The sequence below is a fragment of the Pseudoxanthomonas sp. G3 genome (assembly GCF_057654715.1).
The window spans coordinates 2,197,890-2,213,145 of sequence record NZ_CM172805.1 but is presented as its reverse complement, the minus strand read 5'-3'; the positions used below and the strand labels follow the sequence as shown (position 1 = coordinate 2,213,145).

General features: G+C 67.1%; 11 protein-coding genes. 3 read left to right on the top strand and 8 right to left on the bottom strand.

Going from position 1 to position 15,256, the window contains the following annotated elements:
• Positions 1 to 8 precede the first annotated feature (8 nt).
• Both AC23D6_RS10510 and AC23D6_RS10505 read right to left on the bottom strand, forming a co-directional pair.
• Positions 9 to 467: a c-type cytochrome gene (locus AC23D6_RS10510; RefSeq protein ID WP_487749221.1), complete on the bottom strand. Its 459-nt coding sequence runs from the start codon at positions 465 to 467 to the stop codon at positions 9 to 11.
• Between the two features lie 7 nt (positions 468 to 474).
• A complete protein-coding gene (locus AC23D6_RS10505; RefSeq protein WP_487752615.1) occupies positions 475 to 870 on the bottom strand; it encodes a c-type cytochrome in 396 nt (131 codons plus the stop codon).
• A 381-nt stretch (positions 871 to 1,251) separates the two neighbouring features.
• Between AC23D6_RS10505 and AC23D6_RS10500 the strand changes: the two genes are divergently transcribed.
• Genes AC23D6_RS10500 through AC23D6_RS10490 form a run of 3 tightly spaced genes read left to right on the top strand, consistent with a single transcriptional unit; the run spans position 1,252 to position 9,016 of the window.
• Positions 1,252 to 2,394 (top strand): efflux RND transporter periplasmic adaptor subunit, encoded by a 1,143-nt coding sequence (locus AC23D6_RS10500; protein ID WP_487749220.1) that lies wholly within the window; start codon positions 1,252 to 1,254, stop codon positions 2,392 to 2,394.
• A complete protein-coding gene (locus AC23D6_RS10495; RefSeq protein ID WP_487749219.1) occupies positions 2,391 to 5,909 on the top strand; it encodes an efflux RND transporter permease subunit in 3,519 nt (1,172 codons plus the stop codon). The genes AC23D6_RS10500 and AC23D6_RS10495 overlap by 4 nt, the downstream gene beginning before the upstream one ends.
• A complete protein-coding gene (locus AC23D6_RS10490; protein WP_487749218.1) occupies positions 5,906 to 9,016 on the top strand; it encodes an efflux RND transporter permease subunit in 3,111 nt (1,036 codons plus the stop codon). The genes AC23D6_RS10495 and AC23D6_RS10490 overlap by 4 nt, the downstream gene beginning before the upstream one ends.
• A gap of 58 nt (positions 9,017 to 9,074) precedes the next feature.
• On the opposite strand, the gene AC23D6_RS10485 is transcribed toward AC23D6_RS10490, so the two are convergent.
• The 6 genes from AC23D6_RS10485 to AC23D6_RS10460 all read right to left on the bottom strand — a co-directional run bounded on the left by AC23D6_RS10485 (position 9,075) and on the right by AC23D6_RS10460 (position 15,256).
• Complete coding sequence (locus tag AC23D6_RS10485) at positions 9,075 to 10,313, bottom strand: TraB/GumN family protein (protein ID WP_487749217.1); 1,239 nt, start codon at positions 10,311 to 10,313, stop codon at positions 9,075 to 9,077.
• A gap of 4 nt (positions 10,314 to 10,317) precedes the next feature.
• Positions 10,318 to 10,848: an N-acetyltransferase family protein gene (locus tag AC23D6_RS10480; RefSeq protein ID WP_487749216.1), complete on the bottom strand. Its 531-nt coding sequence runs from the start codon at positions 10,846 to 10,848 to the stop codon at positions 10,318 to 10,320.
• 9 nt (positions 10,849 to 10,857) lie between these two features.
• Positions 10,858 to 11,742, bottom strand: coding sequence for a carbon-nitrogen hydrolase (locus tag AC23D6_RS10475; RefSeq protein WP_487749215.1), 885 nt, complete (start codon positions 11,740 to 11,742; stop codon positions 10,858 to 10,860).
• Between the two features lie 93 nt (positions 11,743 to 11,835).
• Complete coding sequence (locus AC23D6_RS10470) at positions 11,836 to 13,152, bottom strand: NTP/NDP exchange transporter (RefSeq protein ID WP_487749214.1); 1,317 nt, start codon at positions 13,150 to 13,152, stop codon at positions 11,836 to 11,838.
• 7 nt (positions 13,153 to 13,159) lie between these two features.
• Positions 13,160 to 14,110, bottom strand: coding sequence for an aldo/keto reductase (locus AC23D6_RS10465; RefSeq protein WP_487749213.1), 951 nt, complete (start codon positions 14,108 to 14,110; stop codon positions 13,160 to 13,162).
• Between the two features lie 114 nt (positions 14,111 to 14,224).
• Complete coding sequence (locus tag AC23D6_RS10460; protein ID WP_487749212.1) at positions 14,225 to 15,256, bottom strand: agmatine deiminase family protein; 1,032 nt, start codon at positions 15,254 to 15,256, stop codon at positions 14,225 to 14,227.

Below are 15,256 nucleotides of genomic sequence, written 5' to 3'. Positions count from 1 at the left end.
ATAAAGGCTTACTCGTGTACCCCGTGCAGATCGCGCAGCTGCGACGGACGCGACGCGAAATACGCGGCGAGGTCGGAGATGTCCTGATCGCTCAGCGTGGCGGCCTGCGGGCCCATCAGCGCGTGCTGGCGGTCGCCGCTGCGGTACGCCTGCAGGGCATGGGCCAGATAGTCACCGTACTGGCCGCCGAGCTTGGGATAGGTGTCATCGATCGGGGCATTGCCTTCGGCGCCGTGGCAGTCGATGCAGCTCTGGCCGGTTGCCTTGCCTTTGGCCTTGGCCAGTTCCTCACCCTTGGCGATGTGACCCTTGGGTAGGCCCGCCGAGGAGCTGGAGCCGTGTTCGCCGCTGGCATGGCCGGGGTTCTCGGCCGAGACCTCCGTGTTTTCCACCTTCGAACATGCCACCAGGGCGAGGGCAGCGAACAGGGCGAAGGCTAGACGCTGGGCGTGCTTGGCGTTGGGCATGGTGGGCTTACTTGACGGTGGAAAGGAAAGCGGCGATGTCGGCGATGTCCTGGTCGCTGAAGCTCTGCGACTGGGCCTGCATCGTGGGGTGCTTGCGGTTGCCGTTGCGGTACTCCGTCAGCGCGTTGGCGAGATAGTCGGCCGACTGGCCGCCGATGCGCGGAACGTGGAAATTCGGGTACGCATTCTTGTAGCCCTCGATGCCGTGGCAGCCCTGGCAGGTGTAGGTCAAGGTGCGGCCGGTCTCCGGGTTGCCGACCAGCGGCTTCGGCGCGGCCGGAGCGGCGGCGGGTGTCGCTGTTTCGGCGGTGGCCGGTGCAGCCGGCGTTTCCTGTTGGGCGGTCAGGGCGGCCAGCGGAAGGGCGGCCAAGGCAAGGCAAGCGGCGAGCGGCAGCAGTCGCATCATTCTCGGGAAACTCTCAGGTTGCGCGCGCCGCGTACCACCGCGGCGCTTGGCTGAACGCAAGTATAGCCTGCGACCGAATGTCGCGCACAGGCGCGGTGCGCGGTGCCGTACGTCAGCGCAGCATCATGCCGCCGCCCGGCGGCGAACCGGGCGATCACGCGCGCCGGCATCGTGCGCATGTTCGGATGCATCGCTGTCATGTCCCCGATGCGTCGGCGTTGCCGAAGCAACCCTCCACCACCGGTGCGCATCGAACGCCCGACCTTCCCCCGAGCACGACGCCGGACGCAAGTCACCATGACCTTCGGCGCATGGAAGTCATTCAGGGGTGATATACCTTCATACAACACCACCACAACACCACCACGGTACCGCCCCATGTCCCGACCCAGCCCCCACTCCGGCCGTCACTACCTGCGCCTGGCCCTCGTGCCCGTCCTGTGCAGTCTGCTAGTCCTGACCGCCTGCAAGGGCGGCGGCCCGACCCCGGAGGCCCAGGCCAAGAACGGGGAAGCCCCGAAGGAACCCGATGCGGTCCCGGTCGAGGTCGCCAAGGCGACCCATCGCCCGGTTGCGGCCAGCTACAGCGGCACCGCGGCCCTGGAGGCCCTGGGCGAGTCCCAGGTGGTCGCCAAGACCTCGGGCGTGGCGCTCGCCGTGCTCGTCGAGGAAGGGCAGGTGGTCCGCGCCGGCCAGGCCCTGGTCCGGCTGGATCCAGACCGTCTGCGCCTGCAGGTGGCCCAGGCCGAAGCCCAGATGCGCAAACTGGAGAACAACTACCGCCGTGCGCAGCAGCTGGTCGGGCAGCAGATGATCAGCGCCAACGACGTCGACCAGATCAAGTACGACCTGGAGAACGCGCGCGCGGTCTACCGCGCCGCGGCGCTGGAACTGTCCTACACCACGGTGACCTCGCCGATTTCCGGCGTCGTCGCCTCGCGGTCGATCAAGACCGGCAACTTCGTCCAGATCAATACGCCGATCATCCGCGTCGTGGACCAGTCGCGTCTGGAAGCCACGCTCAATGTGCCGGAGCGCGAACTGTCCACGCTGAAAGCCGGCCAGCCGGTAGCGCTGGTGGTCGATGCGCTGCGCGGCAAGGTGTTCCAGGGCACGGTCGACCGCATCGCGCCGGTGGTGGATTCCGGCAGCGGCACGTTCCGGGTGGTCTGCTCGTTCGGCAGCGACGGCGTGTTGCAACCCGGCATGTTCGGCCGCATCAAGATCGACTACGACCAGCGCGCCGACGCCCTGGTGGTGCCGCGCGTCGCGCTGCTCGACGATGGCGACCCGGCCGTCTACGCCGTGCGTGATGGCAAGGCCACCCGCGTGCCGGTGAAGCTGGGCTACGTGGACGGTGAGTGGATCGAGGTGCGCGAAGGCCTCAAGGCGGGCGACCAGGTCGTCACCGCCGGTAAAGTGGCGCTGCGCGAAGGCAGCGCGGTGCAGGTGATCGGCGCCGAACCGGCCAAGGTGGCTGCCAAGGCCGACGCCGACAAGACTGCCGGAACCAAGCAATGAGCGCGCCCGGCCACGCACCCGGGGAGCACGATCCCCACACAGCGGGTGGCGGCGGCACGTTGGGCGGAGGGCTCGTCGAGTTCTCCACCCGCCGTCGCGTCACCATCGCGATGTTCTGGATCACGATGTTCCTGTTCGGCGTGATCGCGTTGGGGTCGCTGAAGGTCAACCTGCTGCCCGACCTGAGCTATCCGACGCTCACCGTGCGCACCGAGTACACCGGTGCCGCGCCCTCCGAAATCGAAACCCTCATCAGCGAGCCGGTGGAAGAAGCCGTCGGCGTGGTGAAGAACCTGCGCAAGCTGAAGTCGGTGTCGCGCACCGGCCAGAGCGACGTGGTGTTGGAGTTCGCCTGGGGTACCGACATGGACCAGGCCAGCCTGGAAGTGCGCGACAAGATGGAAGTCCTGTCGCTGCCGCTGGAAGCCAAGGCGCCCGTGCTGCTCCGCTTCAACCCCTCCACCGAGCCGATCCTGCGCCTGGTGCTGTCCAACAAGCAGGACCCCAAGAGCGACGCCGATGCGATCCGCCTGCTGACGGAACTGCGCCGCTACGCCGACGATGACCTGAAGAAGAAGCTGGAGCCGGTGAACGGCGTCGCGGCGGTCAAGGTCGGTGGTGGCCTCGAGGATGAGATCCAGGTCGACATCGACCAGCAGAAGCTGGCCCAGCTCAACCTGCCGATCGACAACGTCATCCAGCGCCTGCAACAGGAGAACATCAACATCTCCGGCGGTCGTCTGGAGGAGGGGTCTCAGCGCTATCTGGTGCGCACGGTCAACCAGTTCGCGACGGTCAACGAGATCCGCGACATGCTGGTGACCACGCAGAGCGGCGGCGACAACGCCGCTGCGTCGGCGGCCGCGCAGATGGCGGCGATCGCCGCGTCCACCGGGTCGGCCGAAGCGATGGCCGCGGCGGCCTCGGTGCAGAGTGCGTCGGGCGGCGGCGCCAGTGTCATCGCCGGTGGCATGCCCGTGCGCCTGAAGGACGTGGCCGAGGTGCGCCAGGGCTTCAAGGAACGCGAGGCGATCATCCGCCTGGCGGGCAAGGAGGCCGTCGAGCTCGCCATCTACAAGGAAGGCGACGCGAACACCGTGTCCACTGCCGAAGCCCTGAAGGCCAAGCTGGAACAGCTGAAGCAGCAGGTGCCGCCGGACGTCGAGCTGACCATCATCGACGACCAGTCGTTATTCATCGAACAGGCCATCCACGACGTTCAGTGGGATGCCGTCATCGGCGGCATGCTGGCCATCCTGATCATCTTCCTGTTCCTGCGCGACGGCTGGAGCACCTTCGTCATCAGCCTGTCGCTGCCGGTGTCGATCGTCACCACGTTCTTCTTCATGGGCGAACTGGGGCTGAGCCTCAACGTCATGTCGCTGGGCGGCCTGGCGTTGGCGACGGGCCTGGTAGTGGACGATTCCATCGTCGTGCTGGAAAGCATCGCCAAGGCGCGCGAGCGAGGCCTGGGTATCCTGGAAGCGGCGATGGTCGGCACGCGCGAAGTGAGCATGGCCGTGGTGGCTTCGACGCTGACGACCATCGCGGTGTTCCTGCCGCTCGTGTTCGTGCAGGGCATCGCGGGGCAACTGTTCCGCGACCAGGCGCTGACCGTGGCGATCGCCATCGGCATCTCGCTGATCGTGTCGATGACCCTGATCCCGATGCTGAGCTCGCTGAAGGGCCGCCCGCCGCTCGCGTTCCCGGACGAAGCGCCGCATCCACAGTGGAAGCCTGCCTCGCGCTGGCAGAAGCCTGTCGCGGCCACCGGCCACGGCATCGGCGCCACGTTCCGCTACACATTCTTCGGCATCGCCTGGCTCGTCGTGCGCGTCTGGCGCGGCCTGGTGGCCATCGTGGGTCCGGTGATGCGCAAGGCCAGCGATCTGACGATGGCGCCGTACAACCGCGCAGAATCCGGGTACATGCGCCTGCTGCCGGCCTCGCTGCAGCGTCCGTGGCTGGTACTGGGCTTCGCCGCCGCCGCATTCGTCGCGTCGCTGGCCATGGTGCCGTTGCTGGGCGCGGACCTGATCCCGCAGTTGGCGCAGGACCGCTTCGAGATGACGGTCAAGTTGCCGCCGGGTACGCCGCTGGCGACCACCGACGCGCTGGTGCGCGAGTTGCAGAACAAGCACGCCAAGGCCGAGGGCATCCACGCGCTGTACGGCGTGAGCGGCAGCGGTACGCGCCTGGACGCCAACCCCACCGAGAGCGGCGAGAACATCGGCAAGCTCACCGTGGTGATGGCCAACGGCGGCAACGAGGCCATCGAGGCCCGCGAAACCGATGCCTTGCGCACCACGATGAAAAACCATCCAGGTGCCCAGGTCGATTTCAGCCGTCCGGAGCTGTTCAGCTTCTCGGCGCCGCTGGAAGTCGAACTGCGCGGCCAGGACCTGGCCAGCATCGAACGCGCGGGGCAGAAGCTGGCGGCGCTGCTGCGTGCGAACCCGCACTATGCCGACGTTAAGTCGACGGTGGAGCAGGGTTTCCCCGAGATCCAGATCCGCTTCGACCAGGAGCGGGCCGGTGCGCTGGGGTTGACCACGCGCCAGATCGCCGACGTGGTGGTCAAGAAGGTGCGCGGCGAAGTCGCCACGCGCTACAGCTTCCGTGATCGCAAGATCGACGTGCTGGTGCGCGCGCAGGAGAACGATCGCGCGTCGGTCGAGAGCATCCGCCGCCTGATCGTCAATCCCGGCAGCGCCCGGCCGGTGACGCTGTCCGCGGTCGCCGATGTGGTGGCCACCAGCGGCCCGAGCGAAATCCACCGTGCCGACCAGGTACGCGTGGCCATCGTGTCGGCCAACCTGCGCGACATCGACCTGGGCAGCGCGGTGCAGGAAGTGCAGACGCTGGTGGCCGAGAATCCGCTGGGCGCCGGCGTCGGCATGCACATCGGTGGTCAGGGCGAGGAATTGCAGGAGTCCGTCACCTCGCTGCTCTTCGCGTTCGCGCTGGCGGTGTTCCTGGTGTACCTAGTGATGGCGTCGCAGTTCGAGTCGTTGCTGCACCCGTTCGTCATCCTGTTCACCATCCCGCTGGCCCTGGTGGGGGCGGTCGGTGCCTTGTTCCTGACCAACTCGCCGGTCTCGGTGGTGGTGTTCATCGGCCTGATCCTGCTGGTGGGCCTGGTGACGAAGAACGCCATCATCCTGATCGACAAGGTCAACCAGTTGCGCGAGGCCGGCGTGGCCAAGCGCGAGGCGCTGGTGGAAGGCGCGCGCTCGCGCCTGCGTCCGATCATCATGACCACGCTGTGCACGCTGTTCGGCTTCCTGCCGCTGGCCATCGCGCCGCTGTTCGGCAGCCCGGGCGCGGAAGTGCGTTCGCCCATGGCCATCACGGTGATCGGCGGCCTGTTGGTCTCCACGCTGCTGACGCTGCTGGTCATTCCGGTGGTGTATGACCTGCTGGACCGCCGCGCCGACGACTACTACCTGGAGCGCGGTCGGCGTGCGCGCCGCCTGCAGGCCCTGCAGCCCGACGGGGAGGGCGAACCCGCATGAGCGTCGCGGAGTTCAGCATCAAGCGGCCGGTGACGGCGGTGATGTTCTTCATCTCGCTGTTCGTGATTGGCCTGATCGCGGCGGTCCGCTTGCCGCTGGAGGCCTTTCCCGAGGTCTCGCCGCCCTTCATCTTCGTGTCGTTGCCCTACACGGGCTCCACGCCCGAAGAAGTGGAGCGCACGGTGCTACGGCCGGCGGAAGAAGCGCTGTCGACGATGGCCGGCATCAAGCGCATGGAGTCGAACGCGAAGGCGGACGGTGCGCAGATCTTCATCCAGTTCTCCGACTGGGATCGCGACGTGGCGATCGCCGCGTCCGAGGCGCGCGAGCGCCTCGACGCCATCCGCGACGACTTGCCGGACGACCTGCAGCGTTACTTCGTCTTCAAGTTCTCCACCACCGACCAGCCGGTCCTGCGGGTGCGCCTGGCCAGCAAGACCGACCTGACCGGCGCGTACGACATGATCGAGCGCGAGTTCAAGCGCCGGATCGAACGCATTCCCGGCGTCGCGCGGGTCGATGTGTCGGGCGCACCCCCGAACGAGGTCGAGATCGCGATCAACCAAGACCGGCTGACCGCGCACAACCTGAGCCTCAACGACCTGACGACGCGGCTGCAGGCGGTCAACTTCTCGATTTCAGCGGGCGTGATCAGCGATGGTCCGCAGCGCCTGCGCGTGCAGCCGGTGGGCGAGTTGACCGACCTGCAGCAGCTGCGTGACCTGGTGGTGGGCAGCGGCAACGTGCGCCTGGGCGATATCGCCGATGTGCGGCTGAAGCCTGCGCGCATGGACTACGGCCGTCGCCTGGATGGCCAGCCGGCCGTGGGCCTGGATATCTTCAAGGAGCGCAACGCGAACCTGGTCGACGTCTCCAGCAAGGCGCTGGCCGAGGTGGAAGCCATCCGTGCCCAGCCCGAGATGAGCGACATCCAGGTCAAGATCATCGAGAACCAGGGCGACAACGTCACCTCGTCGCTGCTGGAACTGGCCGAGGCGGGCCTGATCGGCCTGGTGCTCTCGATCGTGGTGTTGTGGTTCTTCCTGCGCCACTGGCCGTCGGTGTCGATGGTCACGCTGGCGATCCCGATCTGCTTCGTGATGACGCTGGGCTTCATGTATTTCGCCGGTGTCACGCTCAACATCCTGTCGATGATGGGCCTGCTGCTGGCCATCGGCATGCTGGTGGACAACGCCGTGGTCGTGGTGGAGAGCATCTACCAGGAGCGCGAGAAATATCCGGACAACCCGATCTGGGCCTCGATCGTCGGCACGCGCCACGTCGCCATCGCGCTGTCGGCCGGCACTTTGTGCCACTGCATCGTGTTCGTGCCCAACCTGTTCGGCGAGCGCAATTTCCTCAGCATTTACCTGGGCCAGATCGCGATCACCATCTCGGTGTCGCTGCTGGCGTCGTGGCTGGTCGCGGTCAGCCTGATCCCGATGATCTCGGCACGGCTGAAGACGCCGCCGCTGGTGCGCACGGAGACCGGCATCATCCCGCGCATGCAGAAGCGTTACGCCGGCCTGCTGCGCTGGACACTGGAGCACCGCGGCTGGAGCGTGCTCGGCATCCTGTTGATCATCGTCGTCAGCTTCGTGCCGATGAAGCTCACCAAGTTCGACATGTTCGGTAACGACGGCGGCGGCGAGGCCGAGCTCTACTACCAGTGGAAGGGCGCCTATACCAAGGAACAGATGTCGGCCGAGATCCTCAAGGTCGAGCAGTTCCTGGACGCCAATCGCAAGAAGTACCGGATCTCGCAGATCTATTCCTACTTCAGCGAGCAGGGCTGGGGCGGTACGCAGATCAAGTTCGACACCGAGAAGGCCAGCGAGACCAAGCCGATCGTCGAGCAACTGCGCAAGGATCTGCCGAAGTCGGCACGCGCCAATATCGGTATCGGCGGCGACGGCGGCAATCAGGGCGGCGGTGGACAGCCCGGCCAGAGCGTGTCGTTCCAGCTGGTGGGCGATTCCACTCAGACACTGGGCGAGATCGCCAACGATCTGATTCCCATCCTCGCCAAGCGCAAGGAACTGCGCGACGTACGCGTGGACGTCGGCGACCAAAACAGCGAACTCAACGTCCGCGTGGACCGTGAGCGCGCCGCGGCCTTCGGCTTCAGTTCGCAGCAGGTAGCCAGCTTCGTCGGCCTGGCGCTGCGTGGCGCACCGCTGCGCGAGTTCCGTCGCGGCGAGACGGAGGTGCCGGTGTGGGTGCGTTTCGCAGGGGCCGAGGACTACGGCACCGAAGACCTGGCCGGCTTCATGGTCCGTGCCCCCGACGGGCGCACGGTGCCGCTGCTGAGTCTGGTAGACGTGGGCATCACGCCGTCGGCGACGCAGATCCAGCGTACCAACCGCCAGACCACGCTGACCGTGCAGGCCAACCTGGCCGAGAAGGTCACCGTGCCGGATGCGCGCAAGGCCATGGAGGAGACGCTGAAGGGCATCTCGTTCCCGGCGGGCTACAGCTACTCCTTCGACGGCAGTGCCTTCCAGGAAGACGACGAGGCGATGGGGCAGATGATGTTCAATCTGCTGATCGCCTTGGTGATGATCTACATCGTCATGGCCGCGGTGTTCGAATCGCTGCTGTTCCCGGCCGCGATCATGAGCGGCGTGCTGTTCTCGGTGTTCGGCGTGTTCTGGCTGTTCGCGCTCACCGGTACCACGTTCGGCATCATGTCCTTCATCGGCATCCTGGTGCTGATGGGTGTGGTGGTGAACAACGGCATCGTCATGGTGGAGCACATCAACAATCTGAGGCGACGAGGTATGTCGCGCACGGATGCGTTGGTAGAAGGCAGTCGGGAGCGCCTGCGTCCCATCCTGATGACGATGGGCACGGCGATCCTGGCGATGGTGCCGATCGCGATGGCCAACACGCAGATGGCGGGCGACGGTCCGGCCTATGCGCCGATGGCTCGCGCCATCGCCGGCGGCCTGGCGTTCTCGACGGTGGTCAGCCTGTTGTTCCTGCCGACCATCTACGCCATCCTCGACGACCTGCGCAGCGGCACCGCACGGGCGATCAAGCGGGCGCGCACGCGACGCGGCGATCTGGCGGGCACCGCCAGCGTCACCGCCCTGCACGTGGACTGAGGCGGGCGCGGAAACGGGAGAGCCGGGCGATGCCCGGCTCTTTTTTCTTGATTTGGATTCAGCCGACCAGCTTGCCGAGCATCCGCAAGCCGCCGGTCCACACGCCGATAGCGGTGCCCAGGCTGGTCAGGAAGAAATTCAGCAGCACGCGCGCCACGCGGTTCTTCCACCAACCGCGGGTGGTCTGCACGTCGTCGCGCAGGGCCATGAAGTCCGCATACGTCGGTTTGCGCAGGGTGGCTTCGATGAAGGCGCTGACGGTACCGGACGCCAGCGCCGGATGCAGCGGCGTCAGCGGCGAGGCGATGAAGGCCGCGAGGATGCTCAGCGGATGGCCGCCTGCGATCGCGCAGCCGAGCGCACCCAGCAAGCCGGTGGCCAGCACCCACTGCACCAGCAGGTCGGAACCGACATCTACGCCGCCCTGCCAGAAACCCCAGGCGAAGCCACCGACGAGGAAGGCGCCGATCACCAATTCCATCCACGGCACGCGCGACTTCGGTTTGACCGTTTCCAGCGACCGGCGGACCAGCGCAGGATCCTCGGCATCGTCGCGCAGATGGCGGGCCAGGCCGGGCAGGTGGCCGGCACCGACCACCGCGAGCACGCGGTAAGGCGACGGTTGGCCCGCCGGAGCATCAGCCGCGACCTGGCGCAAGGCGGACGCCATGTACTGGTCGCGCTCGGCGATGATGGTGCGGTAGAGCTGCGGGCTTTCGGTCGCGAACTCGCCGAAGCTCGACTCCAACATGTCGCCCTGCTTGAGCTTCTCGATCTCGTCGTCGCCCACTTCTTCGTCGGCGAACATGCCGGCGAGGATGCCGGCGCCCACCTTGGTCCGCTGCCACCAGCCCAGCGATTGCAGCGCGCGCTTGAAGGTCAGGCCGACTTCGCGGTCGATCAGGTGAACGGGCAGGCCCCGCGCTTGCGCATCCAGCGCACCTGCCTTGAGTTCTTCGCCCGGCTCGACGCCCAACTGCTCGGCCAGGCGCCGCTGGTAGGCCGCCAGCGCGAGATTCGCGGCGAACAGGTGCGTCTTGCCCTCGCGGATCACCTTGACCAGATCCAACCGCGCCAGCGTGTCCGGGTCGGTCAGCGACTGCAGGCGGCCGGCGTCCAGCTCCACCGCGACACTGTCGTAGTCGCCGCTGGCGACCGCGGCGCGCACGGCGTCGACGCTCGCGCGGGACACGTGGGCCGTACCCAGCAGGGTGAAGCGCACGCCGTCGCGCTCGACGATTTCGTAGGGTTGTCCCTGCAGCGGGTCGGCGGCAGGGGCGGTGTTCGTGTCGGTCATCGTGTCATTCGTCTTGCGGAGGCGCGGTGGTCCCGACGCCGAGGGAGCGCTGCATCTGCACGGTGTCCAGCCAGCGGCCATGCTTCCAGGCGATGCCGCGGAAGATGCCGACCAGGGTGAATCCGAATTTCTCATGCAGCCGGATGGAGGCGGTGTTGGTCGGTTCGCCGATCACGGCGATCATCTGCCGATAGCCACGCGCCTCGCAGGCGTCGATCAGCGCCTGCATCAGCGCGGCGCCGATGCCGCGACCCTTCAGGCCCGGGACGACGTAGACCGAATTCTCCACGGTCTTGCGGTAGCCGATGCGGGCGCGGTAACTGCTCGCGTAAGCGTAGCCGGCGAACCGGCCATCGAGTTCGGCGACCAGATAGGGATAACCCGCTTCCAGCACTCCCTGCATGCGGCGCGCCATCTCGATGTCGTCCGGCACGTCGTACTCGTACGTGTTGACATGCTCGCGGACTTCGTCGGCGTAGAGGGCGGCGATGGCCGGCACGTCGGCCGGCGTGGCATCACGGACGATCAGCGGCACGCGCGGACCTCAGTCGATGTAGCGCTTGAGCAGGTCGCCGTACGCGTCGATGCGGCGATCGCGCAGGAACGGCCAGATGCGGCGGACGTGTTCGCTGCGCTGAAGGTCCACCTCGGCCATCAGGATGGTCTCTTCGGTACCGGCTTCGGCGATGAACTCGCCCTGCGGCCCGAGCACGTGGCTGTTGCCCCAGAAGCGGATGCCCGACGCGCCCAGCGGTGAGGGTTCATGGCCCACCCGGTTGCAGCTCAGCACGGGCAAACCGTTGGCGACGGCGTGGCCGCGGTGGCTCAGCACCCACGCGTCGCGCTGGCGGTCCTTCTCGGCCTGCTCGTCGTCCGGATCCCAGCCGATCGCGGTGGGGTACAGCAGCAGGTCCGCGCCGGCCAGCGCCATCAGGCGCGCGGCTTCGGGATACCACTGGTCCCAGCACACCAGCACGCCAAGGCGGCCGACCGAGGTGTCGATCGGGGTGAAACCCATGTCGCCCGGCGTGAAATAGAACTTCTCGTAGAAGCCCGGATCGTCCGGGATATGCATCTTGCGGTACTTGCCGGCGATGCGGCCGTCCTTCTCGTAGACGACGGCGGTGTTGTGGTACAGGCCGGCGGCGCGACGCTCGAACAACGACGACACGAGCACCACGCCGTGCTGCTTCGCCAGCGCACCCAGGCGCTCCGTGCTCGGACCGGGGATCGGTTCGGCCAGATCGAACTCCTGCACCGATTCGTGCTGGCAGAAGTAGGCACCGTTGTGGAGTTCCTGCAGCAGCACCAGGCGGGCGCCGCGCTTGGCGGCTTCGGCCACGCGGGTCTCGATCACCGACAGGTTGGCGTCGGCGTCGCCGTGGTTCTTTTCCTGGATCAGGGCGACGGGCAGGGTGGTGCGGTTCATCGTGGGCGCGAGCGGGCAGGGCGGCGAGGGGGCGAATGGTACCGCGTCCACCCCGCGCGCAGGCGCACGCGGCGTGAACACGCCGTGCCACGCTCAGGCGGTTGCGGCGTCCTCGCGGCGGCGCTGCTGGCGCCCCAATGCCCACCCGGTCGCCGCCCAGGCGACGGCCACGCCCGTGCCGATCAGCATCGCGACCGCCGGGTGCTCGGCCAATACATCGAGTGCGCGCTTGACCCACCCGCTCAGCGCGTCGCCGCCGCGATATACCACGGTGTCGATGAAGTTCTTCGCCTTGTACTTCTGGCCTGCCGGAACCACGGTGTAGAGCATTTCGCGCCCAGGTCTGACGAAGGCGTACTCGCCGGCGCGCCGCGCCACCATCACCACCACGAACACGCCGAACACCGGCGCCAGTGCCAGCCACAGGAAACCCGCCGCCATCACCAGCGGCACCGCCACCAGCAGCACGCCCACGCCGAGGCGCTGGGCGATACGCCCGGTGATGAACAACTGGCTGAGGATGGCCAGCGCCTGCACCACGGTATCGATCGTGCCGAACACGCGCGTCTGCTGTTCCTTGTCCGGAAAGAGCTGTTCGACCAGCTTGGCCTGTTCGAAGTAAAGGAAGGTCGTCACCGTCGCCAACAGCAGCACGAACAGCGCGATGCCGGCGAGATACGGCGTCCTGAACACCTCGGTGGCGCCAGCGAAAGGATTGCCGCCCAACGGCGCGCGCCGCTGCTCGGACGTACTGGCACCTTCCGGCAGAGGATGGCGGTCGCGCCACTGGTGCAACCACAAGGCCGTGACGCCGCTCGCGCCCATCAGCACCGATGACAGCAACATCAGGCCGCCATGCCCGAGGTGTTCCACGAGCAGCGTCGTCAGCAACGGGCCCGCCAGTCCGCCAAGGCTGGCACCGCTGGCGATCAGCGCGAAGAGACGTTTGGCCTCACTGCTCGCTAGCACGTCGGCCAAGACGCTCCACGCCAGCGAGATCAGCAGCAGGTTGATCACCGAGACCCAGATGTAGAACCCGCGCGCCAGCCATACGTCGTCGGGTCGGGCGAGCAGGGCGGCACCGAACCCCAGCAGACTGGCGACGACCGCGCCGAACACCCACGGCAGGATCCGTCGCCGCGACACCTTCGACGCGACCCAGCCAAACAGAGGCAGCACGATCAGCGTGGCGACGAACGTGCCCGTGAACAGCCATTGCAGGTTGTCAACGCCGCCGGTCACGCCCATCGTTTCGCGGATCGGCCGCAGCATGAAATAGCCGGCGAACAACAGGAAGAACATCAGCAAACCCGCACCCACGGCAGGCGCTTCGTGCGGGGCGACGTTGAACAGGCGGGACAGCCGGCGCGTCATCGCGCCGCCGGGCGCGGTCTCGGGGGCAGGGGGCATGGGCGGCTCAGGCGAGGGCGGCGATCAGCGCATCGCGCTGGGCGGGCGTCAGGTCCGGCCCGGTACCCGCCTTGAGGTTGTCGGTCTGCCGGTCGGGTTTGCCGGTCGCCGGAATCACCGCGGTGACCGCTGGGTGGCTGAGCGCGAATTTCAGGAAGGCCTGCGCCCACGAGGTCACCCCGGCCTCGGCCAGCGCGGGCGGGACCGGTTTGTCCTTCACCTGCGTGAACAGCCTGCCGTCCTCGAACGCGCGGTTGATCAGTACGGCCACGCCAAGGTCACGGGCCAGCGGCAGGACGCGCTTCTCGGCGCCGCGGCTCGCCACCGAATAGTTGATCTGCAGGAAGTCGGGCTTCTGCGCCTGGACGACATCGGCCAGTTCCTCCTGCGCGCGCTCGACGTAATGGGTGACGCCGACATACTTCACTTTGCCCTGCGCCTTCAGCTCGCGCGCCACCGCCAACTGCGTTTTCACGTCGCCCAGGTTGTGGACCTGCAACAGTGCGACCTTCTCCGTCCTCAGTCGACGCAGGGTGTCGGAAAACTGCGCCAGGCCGGCCTCGCGGCCATTCACGCCGGAGAGCTTGGTGGCCAGCCACGCCTTGCCCGTCAGGCCCTGCTCACCGAGCAGCGCGCCCATCACGTCTTCGGCGACGCTGTACGTGGGAGCGCTGTCGATCACGGTGGCGCCGGCGGCGAAGAAACGCTTCAGCACTTCGCGGAGCGGGTCGAGCTCGGCAACGCTCTGGCCGACTTCGAAACTGCCCGAGGTGCCCATGCCGATCACCGGAATCTTTTCGCCGGTCGACGGAATGACGCGCGTGTTCAACGGTCCAGCGAGGGTGCTCGACGCCCCAGTGGCGGGGGCTTGTGCCTGGGCGGCGTTCCGGCACGCGGCCAGGCCGATGCCGGCGGCGGCGATGGCGGCAGTGGTCAGGAACTTGCGTCGTGTGTACACGGCCGTCTCCTTCGGGGGAAACGGTCGTTATCGGGGATCAGCCGAGGTGAGTTGTAAACGAAACGTTCATTCCGCGCCCAACCGAAGTCATGGTCCGGTGAGCCGTTGCCCGCCTCAGCCGAGTAAACCGGCGGGCAGTTGCATGGTGATGCAGTGCAGGCTGCCGTTCTGCCAGATCAACGGACGGCAGGGCACCTGAACGATCTCGCGGTCCGGGTAAGACTGGGCCAGCACCCCGGCAGCTACATCGTCGGCAGGATCGCCATAGGCCGGCATCAGCACGGCGCCGTTGATGATCAGGTAGTTCGCATACGACGCCGCCAGCCGGCGCCCGTTGTCGATCACCGGCTGGGCCCACGGCAACGGGAATGTCCGGTAGGGCGTGCCTTCGGCCGTGCGCAACGCGGCGATGTCAGCCGCCATGGCCTGCAACCCGGCGTAATGCACGTCCGACGCGTCATCGCAGGCCTGATAGACGATGGCGTCATCCGGCGCGAAGCGGGCCAGGGTGTCGATGTGGGCGTCGGTGTCGTCGCCCTCCAGGTAGCCATGGTCCAGCCATAGCACGCGCTGCTGCTTCAGCCAGCCGGCCAGCTTGCTGGTCAGCTCCTCGCGGGTCGCCTCGGGATGGCGCTCGTGCAGGCACTGCCAGGTGGTCAGCAGGGTGCCAGCGCCATTGGTCTCGATAGCACCACCTTCCAAAGCAAAATCAATGCTTTGGACGAAATAGTTATGAAACAACTGCATGCCAGACAGCTCGCCGACGAGGCGATCGTCGCGGCTGGCCTCGTACTTTCCGCCCCACCCGGTGAAACGGAAATCCAGCAGTTTGAAGCGGTGCCCATCGCGCAGCGTGATGGGGCCGGAGTCGCGCAGCCAGGTGTCGTCGTATTCGGCCGGCACGAAGCGCACCTTCGCCATGTCCACGCGCGCGGAGCGCAGGCGGGCTTCGGCGTAGGTCTGCAGATCGTCGTCGGCCACGCAGATCACCACCGGCTGGAACCGGGTGATCGCGGCGACCAGGGCGACGTAGGTTTCTTCGACGTCGGCCAGGCGTTCGGCCCAGTCGGTGTCGGCGTGCGGCCACGCGATCAGGACCGCGGATTGGGGTTCCCACTCCGCGGGGAAACGAAAGGCATCGGTCAT

Bases quoted from the DNA above. Each gene is read 5' to 3' on its own strand.
- AC23D6_RS10510 (WP_487749221.1), bottom strand. From the start codon at position 467: ATGCCCAACGCCAAGCACGCCCAGCGTCTAGCCTTCGCCCTGTTCGCT.
- AC23D6_RS10505 (WP_487752615.1), bottom strand. From the start codon at position 870: ATGCGACTGCTGCCGCTCGCCGCTTGCCTTGCCTTGGCCGCCCTTCCG.
- AC23D6_RS10500 (WP_487749220.1), top strand. From the start codon at position 1,252: ATGTCCCGACCCAGCCCCCACTCCGGCCGTCACTACCTGCGCCTGGCC.
- AC23D6_RS10495 (WP_487749219.1), top strand. From the start codon at position 2,391: ATGAGCGCGCCCGGCCACGCACCCGGGGAGCACGATCCCCACACAGCG.
- AC23D6_RS10490 (WP_487749218.1), top strand. From the start codon at position 5,906: ATGAGCGTCGCGGAGTTCAGCATCAAGCGGCCGGTGACGGCGGTGATG.
- AC23D6_RS10485 (WP_487749217.1), bottom strand. From the start codon at position 10,313: ATGACCGACACGAACACCGCCCCTGCCGCCGACCCGCTGCAGGGACAA.
- AC23D6_RS10475 (WP_487749215.1), bottom strand. From the start codon at position 11,742: ATGAACCGCACCACCCTGCCCGTCGCCCTGATCCAGGAAAAGAACCAC.
- AC23D6_RS10470 (WP_487749214.1), bottom strand. From the start codon at position 13,152: ATGCCCCCTGCCCCCGAGACCGCGCCCGGCGGCGCGATGACGCGCCGG.
- AC23D6_RS10460 (WP_487749212.1), bottom strand. From the start codon at position 15,256: ATGACCGATGCCTTTCGTTTCCCCGCGGAGTGGGAACCCCAATCCGCG.